The sequence below is a fragment of the Cryobacterium sp. HLT2-28 genome, assembly GCF_004402495.1.
In the GTDB taxonomy this organism is placed as follows: domain Bacteria; phylum Actinomycetota; class Actinomycetes; order Actinomycetales; family Microbacteriaceae; genus Cryobacterium; species Cryobacterium mannosilyticum.
The window spans coordinates 176,360-193,154 of sequence record NZ_SOFH01000008.1; the positions used below are offsets into that span (position 1 = coordinate 176,360).

Below are 16,795 nucleotides of genomic sequence, written 5' to 3' on the forward strand. Positions count from 1 at the left end.
GCCGATTCTTGTGTGGGTGGGGCGTGTGTAGGTGTGGGGGCGGCGGACATTTAGCCGACGGATCCTTCCATGCCCATTTCAATGAGCTTGTTGAGTTCGAGGGCGTACTCCATCGGGAGTTCCCGGGCGATCGGTTCGATGAAGCCGCGCACGATCATGGCCATCGCCTCGTCCTCGGGCATGCCGCGGCTCATCAGGTAGAACAACTGCTCTTCGCTGACCCGGGAAACCGTGGCCTCGTGGCCGAGCTGCACGTCGTCGACCCGGATGTCGATCGACGGGTAGGTGTCGGAGCGGGACTGGGTGTCGACCAGCAGGGCGTCGCAGCGCACCGTGTTCGCGGAGTGGTGCGCGGTGGCATCCACTCGCACCTCGCCTCGGTAACCGGAACGGCCGCCGCCACGGGCGATGGACTTCGAAACGATCGACGACTGGGTGTACGGCGCCATGTGGATCATCTTGGCGCCGGCGTCCTGGTGCTGACCGGGTCCGGCGAAAGCCACCGACAACGTCTCGCCCTTGGCGTGCTCGCCCATCAGGTAGATCGACGGGTACTTCATGGTCACCTTGGACCCGATGTTGCCGTCGATCCATTCCATCGTGGCACCCTCGGCAGCCGTGGCACGCTTGGTGACGAGGTTGTAGACGTTGTTCGACCAGTTCTGGATGGTCGTGTACCGAACGCGGGCGTTCTTCTTCACGATGATCTCGACGACCGCGGAGTGAAGCGAGTCCGAGGAGTAGATCGGGGCGGTGCAGCCCTCGATGTAGTGAACGTAGCTGCCCTCGTCGGCGATGATCAGGGTGCGCTCGAACTGGCCCATGTTCTCGGTGTTGATCCGGAAGTAGGCCTGCAGCGGGATCTCGACGTGCACGCCGGGCGGCACGTAGACGAAGGAGCCGCCGGACCAGACCGAGGTGTTCAGCGCGGCGAACTTGTTGTCGCCCGAGGGGATGACGGTGCCGAAGTACTCCTGGAAGATCTCCGGGTGCTCCTTGAGCGCTGTGTCGGTGTCCATGAAGATGACGCCCTGGGCTTCGAGCTCTTCGTTGATCTGGTGGTAGACCACCTCGGACTCGTACTGCGCGGCGACGCCGGAGACGAGTCGCTGGCGCTCCGCCTCGGGGATGCCGAGCTTCTCGTAGGTGTTCTTGATGTCGTCGGGCAGGTCATCCCAGGTCTGGGCCTGCTTCTCCGTGGAGCGGACGAAGTACTTGATGTTGTCGAAGTCGATGCCGGACAGGTCGGCACCCCAGGTCGGCATGGGCTTGCGCTCGAAGAGTTCGAGGGCCTTCAGCCGACGCTTCAGCATCCAGGCAGGCTCGTTCTTGAGCTTGGAGATGTCGGTGACAACCTCCGGTGAGATGCCACGGCGGGCCGATGCGCCGGCCGCGTCGGAGTCGGACCACCCGAATTCGTAGACACCGAGCCCCGCGAGTTCGGGGCGGTCGAGCAGGACGTCAGACATATATACCTCTTCTCCCACCCACGGCAACCCGGATATTAGTCCGGTCATTCCCGGTCTGGTCTTCCGAAGGAGACCCGGCGAGGGAACGGGTTGTGTGGGCGGCTACGTTGCGTACCTAAGATGTTTAAGGACGACGTGGTTCTCAGCCTCGGTTGTGTCAACCGCGGCCCGGCCGCCCAGGAAACACCTAATTCTACAGGTTAGCGGTGGGATTAGTAGTGCGATCCGGCGTTTTCACATGTGCCACAGCGAAGAGGAAGCAGAACCGGTGAAACGGATTTCGGAATGGTTGCCCACGAGCGTTGACAAACGGGTTCGAGTGGTGGCCTGGATCTACCTCGCCGCCCAGATTCTTCTCGTGGGCACGGGAGGCCTGGTGCGGCTCACCGGTTCCGGCCTCGGGTGCCCGACCTGGCCCCGGTGCACGGACGCCTCCTTCGTCAACACGCCCGAAATGGGCATCCACGGTGTGATCGAGTTCGGCAACCGACTGCTCGGCGTCGTGCTGGGGCTGGTCGCGATCGCCGCGTTCCTGGCGGTCGTGCGACTGCGCCGGTCGCGTCCCGACCTGTTCTGGCTTGCGCTCATCGCCGGCCTCGGCATCCCCGCGCAGGCGGTCATCGGCGGAGTGAGCGTACTCGTCCAGCTCAACCCGTATGTGGTCGGGCTGCACTTCGTCATCTCGGTCGCCCTCGTCGTCCTCTGCACGATCTTCCTGCACCGCGTCTACACCGGAAACCCACACCGGATGCCGGCCGTCCCCGGGTGGTTCCGGTTCCTCGCGTACTCCACGGGCGCGCTCATCCTGGTCACCATCCTCGTCGGGATCGTCACCACCGGTTCTGGCCCGCACGCCGGCGATGCGAACGCGCCGCGCAACGGCCTCGACTCCGAGCTGCTCCAGCACGTGCACAGCTGGCCGGCCTATGCCACCCTTGCCCTGACGATCGCCCTCGTGATCGCCTCCGTCGCCCTGGCGCTCCCGCCGCGAGGCTGGGCCGTGCTGCTGCTGATCATCGAGGCCGGCCAGATCGGCGTCGGCCTGCTCCAGGCGAACATCGGGCTCCCGCCCGCGCTGGTCGGCATACACATGGTGCTGTCCTGCGTGCTCGCGGCGGCGATGACCGCGGTCCTGCTGAACCTCACCGTGCCGTCTGCGATTGCGTCGCCGGCGTCCGGCCCGCTCGCGGAGAGCGCCGCCGCCCGTTAATCGGGATCGGTGATGAATCCCCTGGCCTTCATCCAGGCGAAGGCGACGTCGGCGGGTTCTTCACCGTCGACGTCGACCTTGCGGTTGAGGGACCTGAGCACCTTGTCGGTGAGAGCAGGCGTGATCTGGTCGAAGACATCCGCCAGCTCCGGGTGCTTCGTCAGGGTGTCGGTGAAGTACACGGGGGCCACGTTGTAAGCCGGGAAGAACGCCCGGTCGTCGGTCAGCACGGTCAGGCCGAGGGAGTCGATACGGCCGTCAGTCGTGAATACCTCGCCGAAGTTGCAGTCCCCCTTGTCGGTGGCGCTGTACACCGCGCCGCCGTCGTAGATTCCCACGTTGGCGTCCGGGACGCCGGCCGCTCCACGCTCGAGCCCGTAGGTTTCGAGCATCGGGTTGAAGCCGTCGGAGCGGGAATTGAATTCCGCCTCGACGCAGAAGGTGCGTTCCGCCACGGGAAGCGCCGCGATCTGCGACATCGTGCTGATTCCGCCAAGAGCCGCGGCCGCCTCGCTGCGGATGGCCAGGCCGTAGGTGTTGTTCATCGGGGCGGGACTGCCCCAGGTGAGCCCGTTCGCCAGATCGGCGTCGTGCACGGCCTTCCACTGGGCCGCCTGGTCGGGGATGCCCTCGGACCGGGCGAGGTAGGTCAGCCAGGCCGTGCCGGTGTATTCCCACATGAAGTCGGCCTGGCCGAGGGCGAGGAGTTCACGCGCGGGCTGGCTTCCGGGCAGGTTGCTCAGGTCCGTGACCTCGAACCCGGCGGCCTGTGCGGCCAGCACCGCGATCTTCCCGAGGATGAGTTGCTCGGTGAAGTTCTTCGAGGTGACCGTGAGTGACGCGTTCCCGAGTCCGGGGATCGGCCGGATGGTGCCCGGACCGACGGCAGGCACATAGGAGGTGGCCGGCGAGAGTCCGCAGCCCGTCAGGGCGAGCCCGGCGACCAGAAGAGTTGCCGGCGCGACCAGACGTCGTCGTCGATTCGTCATGGTTCGGCCCTTCTCGTGTATCAGCGTGGTGGAACGGAGGGTCATCAGAGGCCCTTCGGCCGGGCGAGTTGTTCGACGACGCGGCCGAGCCAGTCCACCAGGAGGGCGAGGAGCGCCACCAGCAGCGAGCCGGTCACGAGCACGGCGGTGAGCTTCAGGTTGACCCCGGTCGTGATCAGGATGCCGAGTCCACCCCCGTTGATGAACGTGGCGAGGGCCGCGGTTCCGACCAGCAGGACCATGGCGGTGCGGATGCCGGCGAGCATGACCGGTACCGCGAGGGGGAGTTCTACGCGCACCAGCACGGTGACGGCGCTCATCCCCATCCCCCGGCCGGCCTCCACCAGCCGGGCGTCCACCTGCTGGAGCCCGACGATCGTGTTCCGCAGCACCGGCAGCAGTGCGTAGAGCACGAGACCCATGGTCGCCGCCCAGAAACCGAACCCCAGCCAGAATGCGAGGAGCACGACCAGCCCGATTGCGGGGGCGGCCTGACCGATGTTCGCGGCGGTGAGCACCGGACCGGTGAACCGCCGCATCGCGGTGCGCGTGAGGGCGATCCCGAGGGGCACCGCGATCAGCAGCACGATCACGGCCGCGACGAGGGTGAGCTGCAGGTGTTCGACCGTGTAGCCCCACAGGGCGGCCGGGGCGAGCGTCGTCAGCTCGGTCTTCGACAGGTTCGCCGTGGCCAGCCAGCCCGCGAGGCCCAGCCCGGCGGCGACGATCCCGGCCAGCTGCAGCGCCAGGCCGCGCCAGGCGGTGCGGCCTGGCGCGGGGGCCCTGCTCATGGCGCTGCCGGGGCGTCGCCGGCCGCAACCACCGGACCGGGACTGTCGGCGGGAGCACCGTCGTCACTCTCGTCGCCGGCGGCTATTGCGCTGAAGATACCCGTGTTCAGCCCGACGGGGGCATCTGTGGAGTCCAGCGCCGCCGCATCCTGAGACCGGCCGATCGCGTCCATTACGGTCTTGATGTCGATCACGCCCTTGAACACGTCACGGCGGCCCGTCACGAGTGCAGCCCCGGCGCTGGACACGAGCATCGTGTCGAGCGCGTCGCTGAGCGTCGCCCTGCTCCCCACGACGGGCAGGGCCGGATCCGGCGTCGAACCGATCGTCCCGAGCCGGCCGAGCTTACGGCGGGAAAGCCATTGGATGGGACGCTCGCGCGAGTCGACGACCACCGCATGGCCGTGCCCGGCGGCGACAATCCTTGTCAGGACGTCCCGCGCCTGCTCGCCCGGACGGGCGAGCACCGCCTCCTCCATCGCGACATCGGCGACCCTCGTCAGCGTGAGCTGCTTCAGCCCGGCCCCTGACCCGATGAAGTTCTCGACGAACTCGTTGGCGGGGTTGCCCAGGATCCGTTCCGGCGTGTCGTATTGCACGAGCTGGGCGCCCTCGTCGAAGATCGCAATCCAGTCGCCCAGTTTCACGGCCTCGTCGAAGTCGTGGGTCACGCAGACGATGGTCTTCTGCAGCTCGTCCTGGATGTTGATCAGCTCGTCCTGCAGACGGAGGCGGGTGATCGGATCCACCGCCCCGAAGGGCTCGTCCATCAACAGCACGGGCGGATCCGCGGCGAGTGCCCGGGCGACGCCCACGCGCTGCTGCTGGCCGCCGGAGAGTTCCTTCGGGAACCGGTCCCGGTACTGCTCAGGGTCCAGTGATACAAGCTCGAGCAACTCGTCGACCCGCGCCGCGATGCGCTCCTTGCTCCAGCCGAGCATCCGGGGCACGATGCCGATGTTCGTGGCGACCGTCATGTGCGGGAACAGGCCGCCGGCCTGGATCACATAGCCGATTCCCCGACGGAGCCGGTCGCCGTTCATCTGCGTGACGTCGTCGCCGTCGACGACGATCCGACCCTCGGACGGTTCGATGAGTCGATTGATCATCTTGAGCGTCGTGGTCTTGCCGCAGCCGGATGGGCCGACCAGCATGACCGTCTTGCCCGCAGGGATCTCCATGGTGAGGCCGTCGACGGCCGGCCTGGCCTGGCCGGGGTAGCGCTTGGTCACGTGGTCGAGCAGGATGCCGACCCCGGTCACGACGGTGGCGGCCGCTCTGGTCGGTGTTTGTTCAGGCACGGATACCTCGCGGGATGGTCAGGCGGCCGAGGCCGACGAGCAGGAGATCAAGGATGAGGGCCAGGATGATGACCCCGACGACACCGGTGACCACGGATTCGAACGAGTTGGCGCCGCCGAGCCGGGAAAGACCGGAGAAGATGAACCCGCCGAGGCCCGGGCCGAGCGCGTACGCCGCCACCGCGGCCACGCCCATCACCATCTGGGCCGAGACCCGGATACCGGTCAGGATGATCGGCCAGGCCAGCGGCAGTTCGACCTGGACCAGGGTCCTGAACCGGCTCATGCCGATCCCCCGTGCCGCCTCGACCACGGTCGGCGCGATACCGGACAGACCGACGACGGCATTCCGGAGGATGGGCAGCGTCGCGAAGAACGCGACCACGATGACGGCCGGGAGCACACCGAAACCGAACGGCGAGATCAGCACGCCGATCAGGGCGAAGGACGGGATGGTCAGGCCGATGGAGGAGACCGAGTTCACGACACCGGTCAGCGCACGGCTGCGGTAGACGAGCGCGGCGATGACCACGGCCAGCACGGTCGCCAGCACCAGGCACTGCAGGACGAGGCTGAAGTGCTGCCAGCTGGAGAACAGGATCTGCTCATACCGGTCGCCCAGGAAATCCAGCATGGCGAGCCTTAGAAGGGCAGGAGCGGGTCGACGCCGACGGCGACGAACAGAAGCGTGAGGTACACGATCGAACCGTGGAACACCCGCATCGGCGACACGTGTTCGTTCCGGATGGCGAGGCTGTACAAGCGGTGCGTTTCGTAGACGAACCAGCCGCCGGTGACCAGCGCCGTGAACGCGTAGACAAGCCCCATATCGGCGATCGGGATGAGCAGAAGGGAGCAGGCGACCGTGGCCCAGGCGTACAGGATGACCTGCAGTCCGACCTGGCTGCGGCCGCGGATGACCGCGAGCATCGGCACCCCGGCGGCCTGGTACTCGCTGCGGTACTTCATCGAGAGCGGCCAGTAGTGCGGCGGGGTCCACAGGAAGATGATCAGGAACAGGATGAACGGGGGCCAGGACAGGTCGCCGGTGACCGCAGCCCAGCCGATCAGGACCGGCATGCAGCCCGCGATGCCGCCCCAGACGATGTTCTGCGCGGTCCGCCGTTTGAGAACCAGCGTGTAGAAGACCACGTAGAGCAGGATGGCGCCGAGCGACAGCAGGGCGGCGAGCCAGTTGGTGAACACCCAGAGCCAGACGATGGACACGGCGCCGAGAACCCACGCGAAAACGAGGGCCTGACGGTCGCTCAGCTCCCCCGTCACCAGCGGACGGTTCTTGGTGCGGTCCATCACCCGGTCGATGTCCCGGTCGATGTAGCAGTTGAAGGCCCCGGCCGATCCGGCGCTGAACGCACCGCCGACCAGGGTCGCCAGGACCAGCCACAGGCTCGGGATGCCCTGCTGCGCCAGGAACATGGTCGGCGCGGTCACGACGAGCAGGAGTTCGACGACCCTCGGCTTCGTCAGAGACAGATAGGCCAGGAACGTGCGCCGGAATGAGCGGGTTCCGCTCACGGTCGGGGTCGAGACGGGTCCGGGCATGACTCCTCTTACGCTGTGCATTGTGAGACGAGTCTAGGCGATCCGGCCGTGAGAACAGGCAGGGGCGCTCCGGACCGGGGCATCCGAGGTTCGGTGCCATACGCCGTCACAACGCTCGGCCGTTTCTCGACGACTGCATATACTGGGGATGCTCGCCAATCTCGGTGCATGCGCGGATCCACCGAAGTCGGGCCTCTGCCGCAACGCTTGGATGACGTCGATGTCCACGGGCGCGCTCAATCCAATGGGTGCGGGTTCACGACAACCTGCCCCTTTGTCTACGAAGGGTCAAGACCAAGTGGCAGCACTGCAGTGGGATTCGATTGACAACAAGGCGGTCGACACGGCACGTCTGCTCGCGGCCGACGCCGTCGAGAAGGTCGGGAACGGGCACCCGGGGACGGCGATGAGCCTCGCCCCCGCCGCCTACCTGCTGTTCCAGAAGGTCATGCGCCGCGACCCTGCCGACAACGAATGGATCGGCCGCGACCGGTTCATCCTCTCGGTCGGACACAGCTCCCTCACGCAGTACGTGCAGTTGTACCTCGGCGGTTACGGCCTCGAACTCGACGACCTCAAGGCCCTTCGCACCTGGGGTTCGAAGACGCCGGGCCACCCCGAATACGGTCACACCGACGGTGTCGAGATCACCACGGGCCCGCTCGGCCAGGGGCTGGCCTCCGCGGTCGGCTTCGCCTACGCCTCTCGTTTCGAGCGCGGCATGTTCGACCCGGAGGCGCCGGCCGGCACGAGCCCGTTCGACCACTTCGTCTACGTGATCGCCGGCGACGGCGACCTGCAGGAAGGCATCACCAGCGAGGCGTCCTCGCTGGCCGGCCACCAGCAGCTCGGCAACCTGATCGCGATCTACGACAGCAACCAGATCTCGATCGAGGACGACACCAACATCGCCTTCACCGAGGACGTCGCTGCCCGCTACGAGGCCTATCACTGGCACGTGCAGACGGTCGACTGGAAGAAGACGGGCTCCTATGTTGAAGACGTGCAGGCGCTCAACGACGCGATCGAGGCCGCCCAGGGCGTCACCGACAAGCCGTCCCTGATCATCCTGAAGACCATCATCGGCTGGCCCAGCCCGAAGAAGCAGAACACCGGCAAGATCCACGGTTCGGCGCTCGGCGCCGACGAGCTGGGGGCCGTCAAGGTGATCCTCGGCTTCGACCCGGAGCAGACCTTCGAGGTGGCCGACGAGGTCATCGAGCACACCCGCAAGGCGCTCGTCCGCGGCGCGGCCGCGCACTCCGACTGGGATGCCGCGTTCCTGGCGTGGGCAGAGGCGAACCCCGAGCGCAAGGCGCTGCTCGACCGGGTACTTTCCGGTGAACTCCCCGAGGGCGTCGAAGCGGCCCTTCCGGTGTTCGAAGGCGGCACCGAGGTGTCGACGCGCGCGGCATCCGGCAAGGTCCTGACCGCGCTCGGCGCCGTCATCCCCGAACTCTGGGGCGGCTCGGCCGACCTCGCCGAGTCGAACAACACCACCATCGGCGGTGCCGCCTCGTTCATTCCCGGCGAGCATTCCACCCACGAGTGGACGGGCAATGAGTACGGCCGGGTGCTGCACTTCGGCATCCGTGAGCACGCGATGGCCGCCATCCTCAACGGCATCGTGCTGCACGGAAACACCCGCCCCTTCGGTGGCACGTTCCTCATCTTCAGCGACTACATGCGCCCAGCGATCCGGTTGGCCGCGCTGATGAAGGCCCCCTCGATCTTCGTCTGGACGCACGATTCCGTCGCCCTCGGCGAGGACGGTCCCACCCACCAGCCGATCGAGCAGCTTGCGACCCTGCGCGCCATTCCCGGCCTCGACGTGGTCCGCCCCGGCGACGCCAACGAGGTGTCCTGGGCCTGGAAGACGATCCTTGAACGCCGGAACGGTCCGGCCGGGATCGTCCTGACCCGCCAGAACATCCCGGTGTTCACCCGCGGCGACGGCGACGCAACCGGCGACGTCCTCGCCTCGGCCCGGAACGTGGCCAAGGGCGCGTACATCCTGGCGGAGGCGGCCAACGGCACACCCGACGTCATCCTGATCGGCACCGGTTCAGAGGTGCAGCTGGCGCTGGCCGCCAGGGAAGCGCTGAAGGCTGAGGGCATCAACGCCCGCGTCGTGTCGGCGCCGAGCCTCGAATGGTTCACGGAGCAGTCAGCGGAGTACCGCGAGTCGGTCCTTCCGAAAACCGTGACGGCCCGGGTATCGATCGAGGCGGGAATCGCGTTGACCTGGGACAGGTACGTCGGCGATCGCGGCCGCAGCATCTCCATCGAGCACTTCGGCGCGTCGGCGGATTACAAGACCCTGTTCCGCGAATTCGGTATCACGACGGAGGCCGTCGTCGCCGCCGCCAAGGATTCACTCGCCGCCCTCTGAGCTCGTCGACGGCGCCCACCCCCACACCTGAATCACCCGCTTCACTAGGAGAATCACTATGACCGAGAACACTCCCCTTGCCCAGCTATCCACTGCCGGCGTCAGCATTTGGCTCGATGACCTGTCCCGCGAACGCATCGTTTCCGGCGGCCTGCAGAACCTGATCGACACGAAGAACGTCGTCGGTGTGACCACCAACCCGACCATCTTCGCCGGCGCCCTCAGCAAGGGCGACGCGTACGTGGAGCAGGTGGCGGCCCTCGCCGCCGCCGGCGCCACCGTGCAGGAGGCCGTCTTCGAGATCACGACCGACGACGTCCGGGCCGCCAGCGACATCTTCCGCCCCGTCTACGACGGCACCCGCGGCGTCGACGGCCGGGTCTCGATCGAGGTCGAGCCCGGCCTCGCCCACGACGCGGCCGGCACGGTCGCCCAGGCTGAGGAACTCTGGGCCAAGGTGGACCGTCCCAACGCCATGATCAAGATCCCGGCGACCATCGAGGGTCTCGACGCGATCACCGCGACCATCGCGCAGGGCATCAGCGTGAACGTCACCCTGATCTTCAGCCTCGAGCGTCACCGCCAGGTCATCAACGCCTACCTGTCCGGCCTGGAGAAGGCCCGCTCGGCCGGCCTCGACCTGTCGACGATCCACTCCGTGGCCTCGTTCTTCGTGTCGCGCGTCGACACCGAGATCAACCAGCGCCTCGAAGCCATCGGCACGGATGCGGCCCTCGCCCTCAAGAGCAAGGCCGGCGTCGCCAACGCCCAGCTGGCCTACGAGGTCTTCGAACAGGCCTTCTCCAGTGAGCGCGCCCTCGGCCTTCTCGCTGCCGGCGCCAACAAGCAGCGCCCGCTCTGGGCGTCCACCGGCGTCAAGGACCCGACCCTGCCGGACACCCTCTACGTGACCAACCTGGTCGCACCAGAGGTCGTCAACACGATGCCCGAGAAGACGCTCGAGGCGACGCTCGACCACGGTGTCATCCCCGCCGACTCGGTCACCGGCGCCTACGACGAGGCCAACGCCGTACTCGACGCTCTCGCGAACGAAGGCGTCTCCTACGTGGACGTCACCCAGGTCCTCGAGGCGGAGGGTGTCGCCAAGTTCATCGTCTCCTGGAACGAACTCCTCGAAACCGTTTCCGTCGCGCTCGACGCCGCGAAGGCCACCGCGGGAGCAGCACTGTGAGCTTCCGCATCTCGGTCAGCGGCGCGGCCGCCGACGCCGTGCGCAGCACGGTCCCGACCCTCGTCGCCGACATGGTCGCATCCGGCATCACCGCGTTGGACCCTGCCCTCTGGGGCCCGGAAGCCGAGGACGACGCTGCCAAGCGACTCGGCTGGACCGAGTCGGTTTCCGTCTCCCGGCCGCTCATCCCCGAGATCCTGGCGCTGCGCGACGAACTGCGCGCCAAGGGAGTGGACCGGATCGCCCTGGCCGGCATGGGCGGCTCCTCGCTCGCGCCGGAGGTCATCACCCGCACCGCCGGCGTGCCCCTGACGGTGCTCGACTCGACCGACCCAGGTCAGGTCCTCGCCGCACTCGGCGACCATCTTGCCGCCACCGCGCTCGTCGTCTCCTCCAAGTCGGGCTCGACTGCGGAGACCGACAGCCAGCGTCGCGTGTTCGAACGTGCCTTCCGCGAAGCCGGCATCGACCCGGCCGAGCGGATCATCGTCGTCACCGACCCTGGTTCCCCGCTGGACGCGTCCGCGCGCGCCGCCGGTTACCGCGTCTTCAACGCCGATCCCACCGTCGGCGGGCGCTTCTCCGTGCTGACCGCCTTCGGCCTGGTGCCGTCCGGGCTCGCCGGGGTGGACATCAATGAGTTGCTCGACGAGGCCGAGGCGATCTCGATCGCCCTTGCCGTCGACAGCCCGGAGAACCCGGGGCTCATCCTCGGTGCGGCGATCGCCGCGACCACGCCGCGTCGAGACAAGCTCGCGATCGTCTCCGACGGCACCCACATCGTCGGTTTCGCCGACTGGGCCGAACAGCTCATTGCCGAGTCCACCGGCAAACAGGGAAAGGGCATCCTCCCGGTCGTCCTCGGTCTGGCTGCCCCCGAGCTGTCGGAGAACCTCCCCGATGTCCAGGTCGTGCGCCTCGTCGCCGACGCCGGGATGGAGGTCTTCTCTGCCCGAGACGGCGCGGATGAGATCCGCGTCAGCGGAACCCTCGGCGCGCAGTTCCTGGTCTGGGAGTACGCCACCGTCATCGCCGGGCGCCTGATCGGCATCAACCCCTTCGATCAGCCCGACGTGGAGGCTGCCAAGATCGCCACCCGCGGCCTGCTCGACGCCCGCCCGGAACCCGTTCCCGCGGCGTTCATCTCGGACGGCATCGAGGTCAGGGGCACTGCCCACGTGATCGGGGCCGCCAGCGACCTGGCCTCCGCCATCGACGCGCTCCTGGAGGAGCTCGGCCCGGACGGCTATCTGTCCGTGCAGGGCTACGTCAACCGCCTGGCCCTGCCGCAGCTCGCCGAGATCCGCGACCTGCTCGCGGCCCTGTCCCAGCGCCCGGTGACCTTCGGGTGGGGACCTCGGTTCCTGCACTCGACCGGCCAGCTGCACAAGGGCGGCCCGGCCACCGGCGTCTTCCTGCAGATCCTCGCCACTCCCCCCGTCGACCTGGACATCCCGGAGCGCCCGTTCACGTTCGGAGAGCTCATCCAGGCCCAGGCCAGCGGAGACGCGAGCGTTCTGGCCGACCACGGTCGCCCAGTGCTCACGCTCACACTGACCCAACCGGAAGCGAACGTGGCCACACTGTTCGCGGCCCTCCGCTAACCGAAACGCGTCACCCGGCCGGCCACGGCCACGCCGCTGTCCACACCCTGAAGGAGCTGCATGTCCCCGGTGGAAATCACCCCGGAGTTCAATCCCCTGCGATCGCCCTCCGACTACCGCCTGAATCGAATTGCGGGGCCCAGCAGCCTCGTCATTTTCGGCGTGACCGGAGACCTCTCACGGAAGAAACTCATGCCGGCCGTCTACGACCTGGCCAACCGGGGCCTGCTGCCGCCCGGATTCGCCCTGGTCGGCTTCGCCCGGCGGGACTGGGACAACGAGGACTTCATGCAGGTGGTGCACGACTCCGTCAAGGAGTTCGCCCGCACCGAGTTCCATGAGGATGTCTGGGCGCAGCTGGCCGAGGGCATCCGTTTCGTTCCTGGGACGTTCGACGACGACGAGTCGTTCGAACGTCTCAAGGAGACGATCGCGTCGCTCGATGAGGAACGCGGAACGATGGGCAACCACGCGTTCTACCTGTCGATCCCGCCGAAGGCCTTCCCTCAGGTGACCGAGCAGCTCAGGCGGTCCGGGCTGGCGGAACAGAAGAACGGGCAATGGCGGCGTGTCGTGATCGAGAAGCCGTTCGGCAGCGACCTGCAGACCGCGCGCGAACTGAACGACGTTGTCGAGTCGGTCTTCCCTCCCGATTCCGTCTTCAGGATCGACCACTACCTGGGCAAGGAGACGGTCCAGAACATTCTGGCGCTGCGTTTCGCCAACCAGTTGTACGAACCGATCTGGAACGCCAACTACGTCGACCACGTGCAGATCACGATGGCCGAGGACATCGGCGTCGGCGGCCGGGCCGGCTACTACGACGGCATCGGCGCGGCCAGGGACGTGATCCAGAACCACCTGCTCCAGCTCCTGGCCCTCACCGCGATGGAGGAGCCCATCTCCTTCGACGCGGCAGACCTGCGCACCGAGAAGGAGAAGGTGCTCGCGTCGATCCGCCTGCCGGAAGACCTCGCCACCGGCACGGCCAGGGGCCAGTATGCCGGCGGCTGGCAGGGCGGGGAGAAGGTCCTCGGCTTCCTCGAGGAGGACGGCATGGACCCCGAGTCGGTCACCGAGACCTACGCGGCGCTCCGCCTCACGATCGACACCCGTCGCTGGTCGGGGGTGCCGTTCTACCTCCGGGCAGGCAAACGCCTCGGACGCCGCGTCACCGAGATCGCCGTCGTGTTCAAGCGAGCGCCGCAGCATCTCTTTGCGAAGGGCAACACGGCCGACCTCGGCCAGAACGCACTCGTGATCCGGGTGCAGCCCGACGAGGGCGTCACCATTCGCTTCGGTTCCAAGGTGCCCGGTGTCGGCATGCAGGTGCGGGACGTCACCATGGACTTCGGCTACGGCCATGCCTTCACCGAGGCCAGCCCGGAGGCCTACGAGCGCCTGATCCTCGACGTGCTCCTCGGCGACCCGCCCCTCTTCCCCCGGCATGAAGAGGTGGAACTGTCCTGGAAGATCCTCGATCCGATCGAGGAGTTCTGGGCCGAGCAGGGACAACCGGAGCAGTACCGTCCGGGAACCTGGGGCCCGGCCTCAGCCGATGAACTGCTGTCTCGCGACGGCCGACACTGGAGACGCCCATGATCGTCGATCTTCCCGACACCACCACCTCCAAGATCTCCAAGGCCCTGGTCAGGATCCGCGAAGAGGGCGGCGCGGTCGCTCTCGGCCGGGTCCTCACCCTGATCATCGCGTCGACGATGGGCCATGAAGAGGAGGCCATCGAGGCCGCGAACGACGCGTCCCGCGAGCACCCGATGCGGGTCATCGTCGTGTCCACCCAGGCGCTCGATGACAAGGGTCTCGCCACGACAGCACGCATCGACGCGGAGATCCGGGTCGGCGGCGACGCCGGCGCAAGCGAGGTCATCGTGCTCCGCGCCTACGGCGAGGCCGCCAGCGACCCGGAGAGCCTGGTCACCGGCCTGCTGCTGCCGGATGCTCCCGTCGTGGCCTGGTGGCCCGGTGTGGCCCCGGCCGTGCCCGCCGAGTCCCCGCTCGGACGCATCGCCTACCGCCGGATCACGGACGCGTCCGCGCAGCTCGACCCGCAAGCCGCGCTGCATCACCTCTGCACCTCCTATCGCCCCGGCGACACCGACTTCGCCTGGACCCGGCTGACCTTGTGGCGAGCCCAGCTCGCCGCGGTCCTCGACCAGCCGCCCTACCTGCCGGTCACGGCCGTTCAGGTGTCCGGTGCGTCAGATTCCCCGTCGACCGCCCTGCTGGCCGCCTGGCTCCAGTTGCAGCTGCAGGTTCCGGTCAGCTACGAGTTCACCACCGATCCCCTGTCCAGCGGTATCCGCGGCGTGCACCTCACCCGAGCGGCCGGCGTGATCTCGCTCGAGCGGGAGGTGCCCGGCATCGCCACCCTCACTCAGCCGGGCCAGCCGGTGCAGGACCTCACCCTCAAACGGCGCAGTCTCCGCGACTGCCTCAGCGACGAGCTGCGCCGACTCGACCCTGATGAGTTGTATGGTGAGGTCATCACGCGCGGCCTCCCGCACCTTGACGATGTGGTCGCAGATCAAACCGAAGGACGACCGTGACCAACGAACGACGCGTACTCGTACACCCGGACCGGGCCGCCCTCGCGGCGTCGGTGGCGGCTCGATTCATCACGACGGCCGTGGACATCCTGCATGAGCAGGGTGAGATCAATGTGGTCCTCGCGGGCGGCTCCGTCGCCAACGAGGTGCTCGAGGCGATCAACGCCTCCGCAGCCAGGGACACCATCGATTGGGACCTGGTCACCTTCTGGTGGGGTGACGAGCGCTGGGTGCCGAAGAACGACCCCGAACGCAACGAGCTGCAGGCGCGGAACGCACTCCTCGACCACATCGCGGTCCCCGCGGCGAACATCCATCCCTTCGCGGCCTCGGACGAGGGCACCGATCTGGATTCCGCCGCCGCAGCCTACGCGGCCCAACTCGAGGCCGCGTCGATCGAGGGCACTGCCCTTCCGCGCTTTGATATCACGTTCCTGGGCGTCGGACCGGACGGACACGTCGCCTCGCTCTTCCCGCACCAGCCCGGGATCAGGGAGTCGGAGGCGAGTGTGCTCGCCGTGCGGGAATCGCCCAAGCCCCCCGCGGAACGACTCAGCCTGAGCAGGCCCGCCCTCAACTCATCCCGGTGCATCTGGATGGTCCTCGCCGGGCCGGACAAGGCATCCGCCCTCGGGCTCGCCCTCGCCGGCGCGAGCCGTGACGAGGTTCCCGTGGCCGGGATCAAGGGACGCCGATACACGAACTTCTTCGTTGACCGGGAAGCCGCCGCGGAGGTCCCGGAGAACCTCACCGCGTCGACCTTCTGACTGGACTCTGAAGCGGGCTACGCGAGCCGGCCCAAAAGAGCGGCAAGAAAAGAGAGGGCCCCGATATATCGGGGCCCTCTCTGTGTCTTCCGGAACCTGGGACCGGACGGCCGGGATGCTAGTTGGTGGCGGAGAGCTTCCCGCGACGAACCCGCAACTGCTGCAGCGCCTCTTCGAGGAGGGATTCGGCTTCCTCCTCAGTGCGACGCTCCTTCACGTAGGCGAGGTGCGTCTTGTACGGCTCGAGCTTCACCACCGACGGCGGGTTCTCCTTGTCGCGCCCCGCAGGCAGGCCTGATGACGGGCAGTCGATGGTCTCCGGGATTTCGTCGTCCGGGAGGTTCGCCGCGAAGTACCGGACCGTCTCATTGCCGAGGGCGTCCCAGTAGGAAACCCTGATCCGGTCCGCGTGGAAACCGCGGTCCTGCTCACCCATGGGGCCAGCTCCTACACGGGAGCCACGAATTGCGCTGCCACCAGATGCCATGATGTTCCTCCGCTAGAAAGGGGCGTTGAAGCTGATCGGCCGTTTCAGCCAATGTTGACGTGAACGGGTCGTGCAGAATTCGTTCGGCCGGGAATCAACCCCGGCCTCGCGAAGTGGATCAGAGACCCACGCCGAACTTCGTGATCAGTCCGAGGACGACGATGCACGAGATCCACAGGAGTCCCAGGATGACGGTGATGCGGTTGAGGTTTCGTTCGGCGACGCCGGAAGCGCCGAGGTTCGAGGTCACACCGCCGCCGAACATGTCGGACAGTCCGCCGCCACGCCCCTTGTGCAACAGAATGAGCATGGTGAGCAGGAGGCTCGTAATGCCGAGCAAAACCTGCAGCACTACCTGGAGAATACCCACGCGAAACCTTTCACAGTGCGATGGGGCACTTGCCCCACCAAGATCAGTGATAATCATAGCCTGACTCACGTCACAACCCGCCGTCCCCCGATT

The 16,795-nt window shown here is 67.2% G+C and carries 15 protein-coding genes; 7 read left to right on the plus strand and 8 right to left on the minus strand.

The features are described 5' to 3' along the window. Positions 1 to 50 precede the first annotated feature (50 nt). Complete coding sequence (gene sufB / locus E3O48_RS03905) at positions 51 to 1,469, minus strand: Fe-S cluster assembly protein SufB (protein WP_134506599.1); 1,419 nt, start codon at positions 1,467 to 1,469, stop codon at positions 51 to 53. Between the two features lie 268 nt (positions 1,470 to 1,737). Here sufB and E3O48_RS03910 point away from each other — a divergent pair, with 268 nt between their 5' ends. Then, entirely contained in the window at positions 1,738 to 2,679 is a 942-nt protein-coding gene (locus E3O48_RS03910; RefSeq protein WP_134537378.1) for a heme A synthase, read from the plus strand. Here E3O48_RS03910 and E3O48_RS03915 read toward each other — a convergent pair. From E3O48_RS03915 to E3O48_RS03935, 5 genes are read right to left on the minus strand one after another with little or no spacing between them, the layout of a single operon-like run. Next, positions 2,676 to 3,668, minus strand: coding sequence for a glycine betaine ABC transporter substrate-binding protein (locus tag E3O48_RS03915; RefSeq protein ID WP_134537379.1), 993 nt, complete (start codon positions 3,666 to 3,668; stop codon positions 2,676 to 2,678). The genes E3O48_RS03910 and E3O48_RS03915 overlap by 4 nt on opposite strands. A gap of 44 nt (positions 3,669 to 3,712) precedes the next feature. After that, complete coding sequence (locus tag E3O48_RS03920; RefSeq protein WP_134537380.1) at positions 3,713 to 4,459, minus strand: ABC transporter permease; 747 nt, start codon at positions 4,457 to 4,459, stop codon at positions 3,713 to 3,715. Continuing rightward, positions 4,456 to 5,760 (minus strand): ATP-binding cassette domain-containing protein, encoded by a 1,305-nt coding sequence (locus E3O48_RS03925; RefSeq protein WP_241974485.1) that lies wholly within the window; start codon positions 5,758 to 5,760, stop codon positions 4,456 to 4,458. Before E3O48_RS03925 ends, E3O48_RS03920 begins: the two co-directional genes overlap by 4 nt. Beyond that, the gene (locus tag E3O48_RS03930; protein ID WP_134537381.1) at positions 5,753 to 6,394 is read right to left on the minus strand and encodes an ABC transporter permease; all 642 of its coding nucleotides are present in this window, start codon (positions 6,392 to 6,394) and stop codon (positions 5,753 to 5,755) included. Before E3O48_RS03930 ends, E3O48_RS03925 begins: the two co-directional genes overlap by 8 nt. A gap of 8 nt (positions 6,395 to 6,402) precedes the next feature. Then, entirely contained in the window at positions 6,403 to 7,323 is a 921-nt protein-coding gene (locus E3O48_RS03935) for a heme o synthase (protein ID WP_134537382.1), read from the minus strand. Between the two features lie 298 nt (positions 7,324 to 7,621). On the opposite strand from E3O48_RS03935, the gene tkt reads away from it, so the two are divergent. The 6 genes from tkt to pgl are packed head-to-tail and all read left to right on the plus strand — an operon-like array spanning position 7,622 to position 15,845. Next, positions 7,622 to 9,715: a transketolase gene (tkt, locus tag E3O48_RS03940; RefSeq protein ID WP_134537383.1), complete on the plus strand. Its 2,094-nt coding sequence runs from the start codon at positions 7,622 to 7,624 to the stop codon at positions 9,713 to 9,715. 58 nt (positions 9,716 to 9,773) lie between these two features. Beyond that, positions 9,774 to 10,907: a transaldolase gene (tal, locus tag E3O48_RS03945; RefSeq protein WP_134506612.1), complete on the plus strand. Its 1,134-nt coding sequence runs from the start codon at positions 9,774 to 9,776 to the stop codon at positions 10,905 to 10,907. Further along, positions 10,904 to 12,511: a glucose-6-phosphate isomerase gene (locus tag E3O48_RS03950; RefSeq protein ID WP_134537384.1), complete on the plus strand. Its 1,608-nt coding sequence runs from the start codon at positions 10,904 to 10,906 to the stop codon at positions 12,509 to 12,511. Before tal ends, E3O48_RS03950 begins: the two co-directional genes overlap by 4 nt. Before the next feature lie 60 nt (positions 12,512 to 12,571). Beyond that, the gene (gene zwf / locus E3O48_RS03955; protein WP_134506616.1) at positions 12,572 to 14,113 is read left to right on the plus strand and encodes a glucose-6-phosphate dehydrogenase; all 1,542 of its coding nucleotides are present in this window, start codon (positions 12,572 to 12,574) and stop codon (positions 14,111 to 14,113) included. Next, the gene (locus E3O48_RS03960) at positions 14,110 to 15,078 is read left to right on the plus strand and encodes a glucose-6-phosphate dehydrogenase assembly protein OpcA (RefSeq protein WP_134506618.1); all 969 of its coding nucleotides are present in this window, start codon (positions 14,110 to 14,112) and stop codon (positions 15,076 to 15,078) included. The genes zwf and E3O48_RS03960 overlap by 4 nt, the downstream gene beginning before the upstream one ends. Next, the gene (pgl, locus tag E3O48_RS03965) at positions 15,075 to 15,845 is read left to right on the plus strand and encodes a 6-phosphogluconolactonase (protein ID WP_134537385.1); all 771 of its coding nucleotides are present in this window, start codon (positions 15,075 to 15,077) and stop codon (positions 15,843 to 15,845) included. Before E3O48_RS03960 ends, pgl begins: the two co-directional genes overlap by 4 nt. A gap of 118 nt (positions 15,846 to 15,963) precedes the next feature. Here pgl and E3O48_RS03970 read toward each other — a convergent pair whose 3' ends face one another. Continuing rightward, a complete protein-coding gene (locus E3O48_RS03970; RefSeq protein ID WP_134506622.1) occupies positions 15,964 to 16,332 on the minus strand; it encodes an RNA polymerase-binding protein RbpA in 369 nt (122 codons plus the stop codon). A gap of 118 nt (positions 16,333 to 16,450) precedes the next feature. Next, complete coding sequence (gene secG, locus E3O48_RS03975) at positions 16,451 to 16,702, minus strand: preprotein translocase subunit SecG (RefSeq protein ID WP_134506624.1); 252 nt, start codon at positions 16,700 to 16,702, stop codon at positions 16,451 to 16,453. Positions 16,703 to 16,795: the final 93 nt, after the last annotated feature.

Bases quoted from the DNA above. Each gene is read 5' to 3' on its own strand.
- sufB (WP_134506599.1), bottom strand. From the start codon at position 1,469: ATGTCTGACGTCCTGCTCGACCGCCCCGAACTCGCGGGGCTCGGTGTC.
- E3O48_RS03915 (WP_134537379.1), bottom strand. From the start codon at position 3,668: ATGACGAATCGACGACGACGTCTGGTCGCGCCGGCAACTCTTCTGGTC.
- E3O48_RS03920 (WP_134537380.1), bottom strand. From the start codon at position 4,459: ATGAGCAGGGCCCCCGCGCCAGGCCGCACCGCCTGGCGCGGCCTGGCG.
- E3O48_RS03930 (WP_134537381.1), bottom strand. From the start codon at position 6,394: ATGCTGGATTTCCTGGGCGACCGGTATGAGCAGATCCTGTTCTCCAGC.
- E3O48_RS03935 (WP_134537382.1), bottom strand. From the start codon at position 7,323: ATGCCCGGACCCGTCTCGACCCCGACCGTGAGCGGAACCCGCTCATTC.
- tal (WP_134506612.1), top strand. From the start codon at position 9,774: ATGACCGAGAACACTCCCCTTGCCCAGCTATCCACTGCCGGCGTCAGC.
- zwf (WP_134506616.1), top strand. From the start codon at position 12,572: ATGTCCCCGGTGGAAATCACCCCGGAGTTCAATCCCCTGCGATCGCCC.
- E3O48_RS03960 (WP_134506618.1), top strand. From the start codon at position 14,110: ATGATCGTCGATCTTCCCGACACCACCACCTCCAAGATCTCCAAGGCC.
- E3O48_RS03970 (WP_134506622.1), bottom strand. From the start codon at position 16,332: ATGGCATCTGGTGGCAGCGCAATTCGTGGCTCCCGTGTAGGAGCTGGC.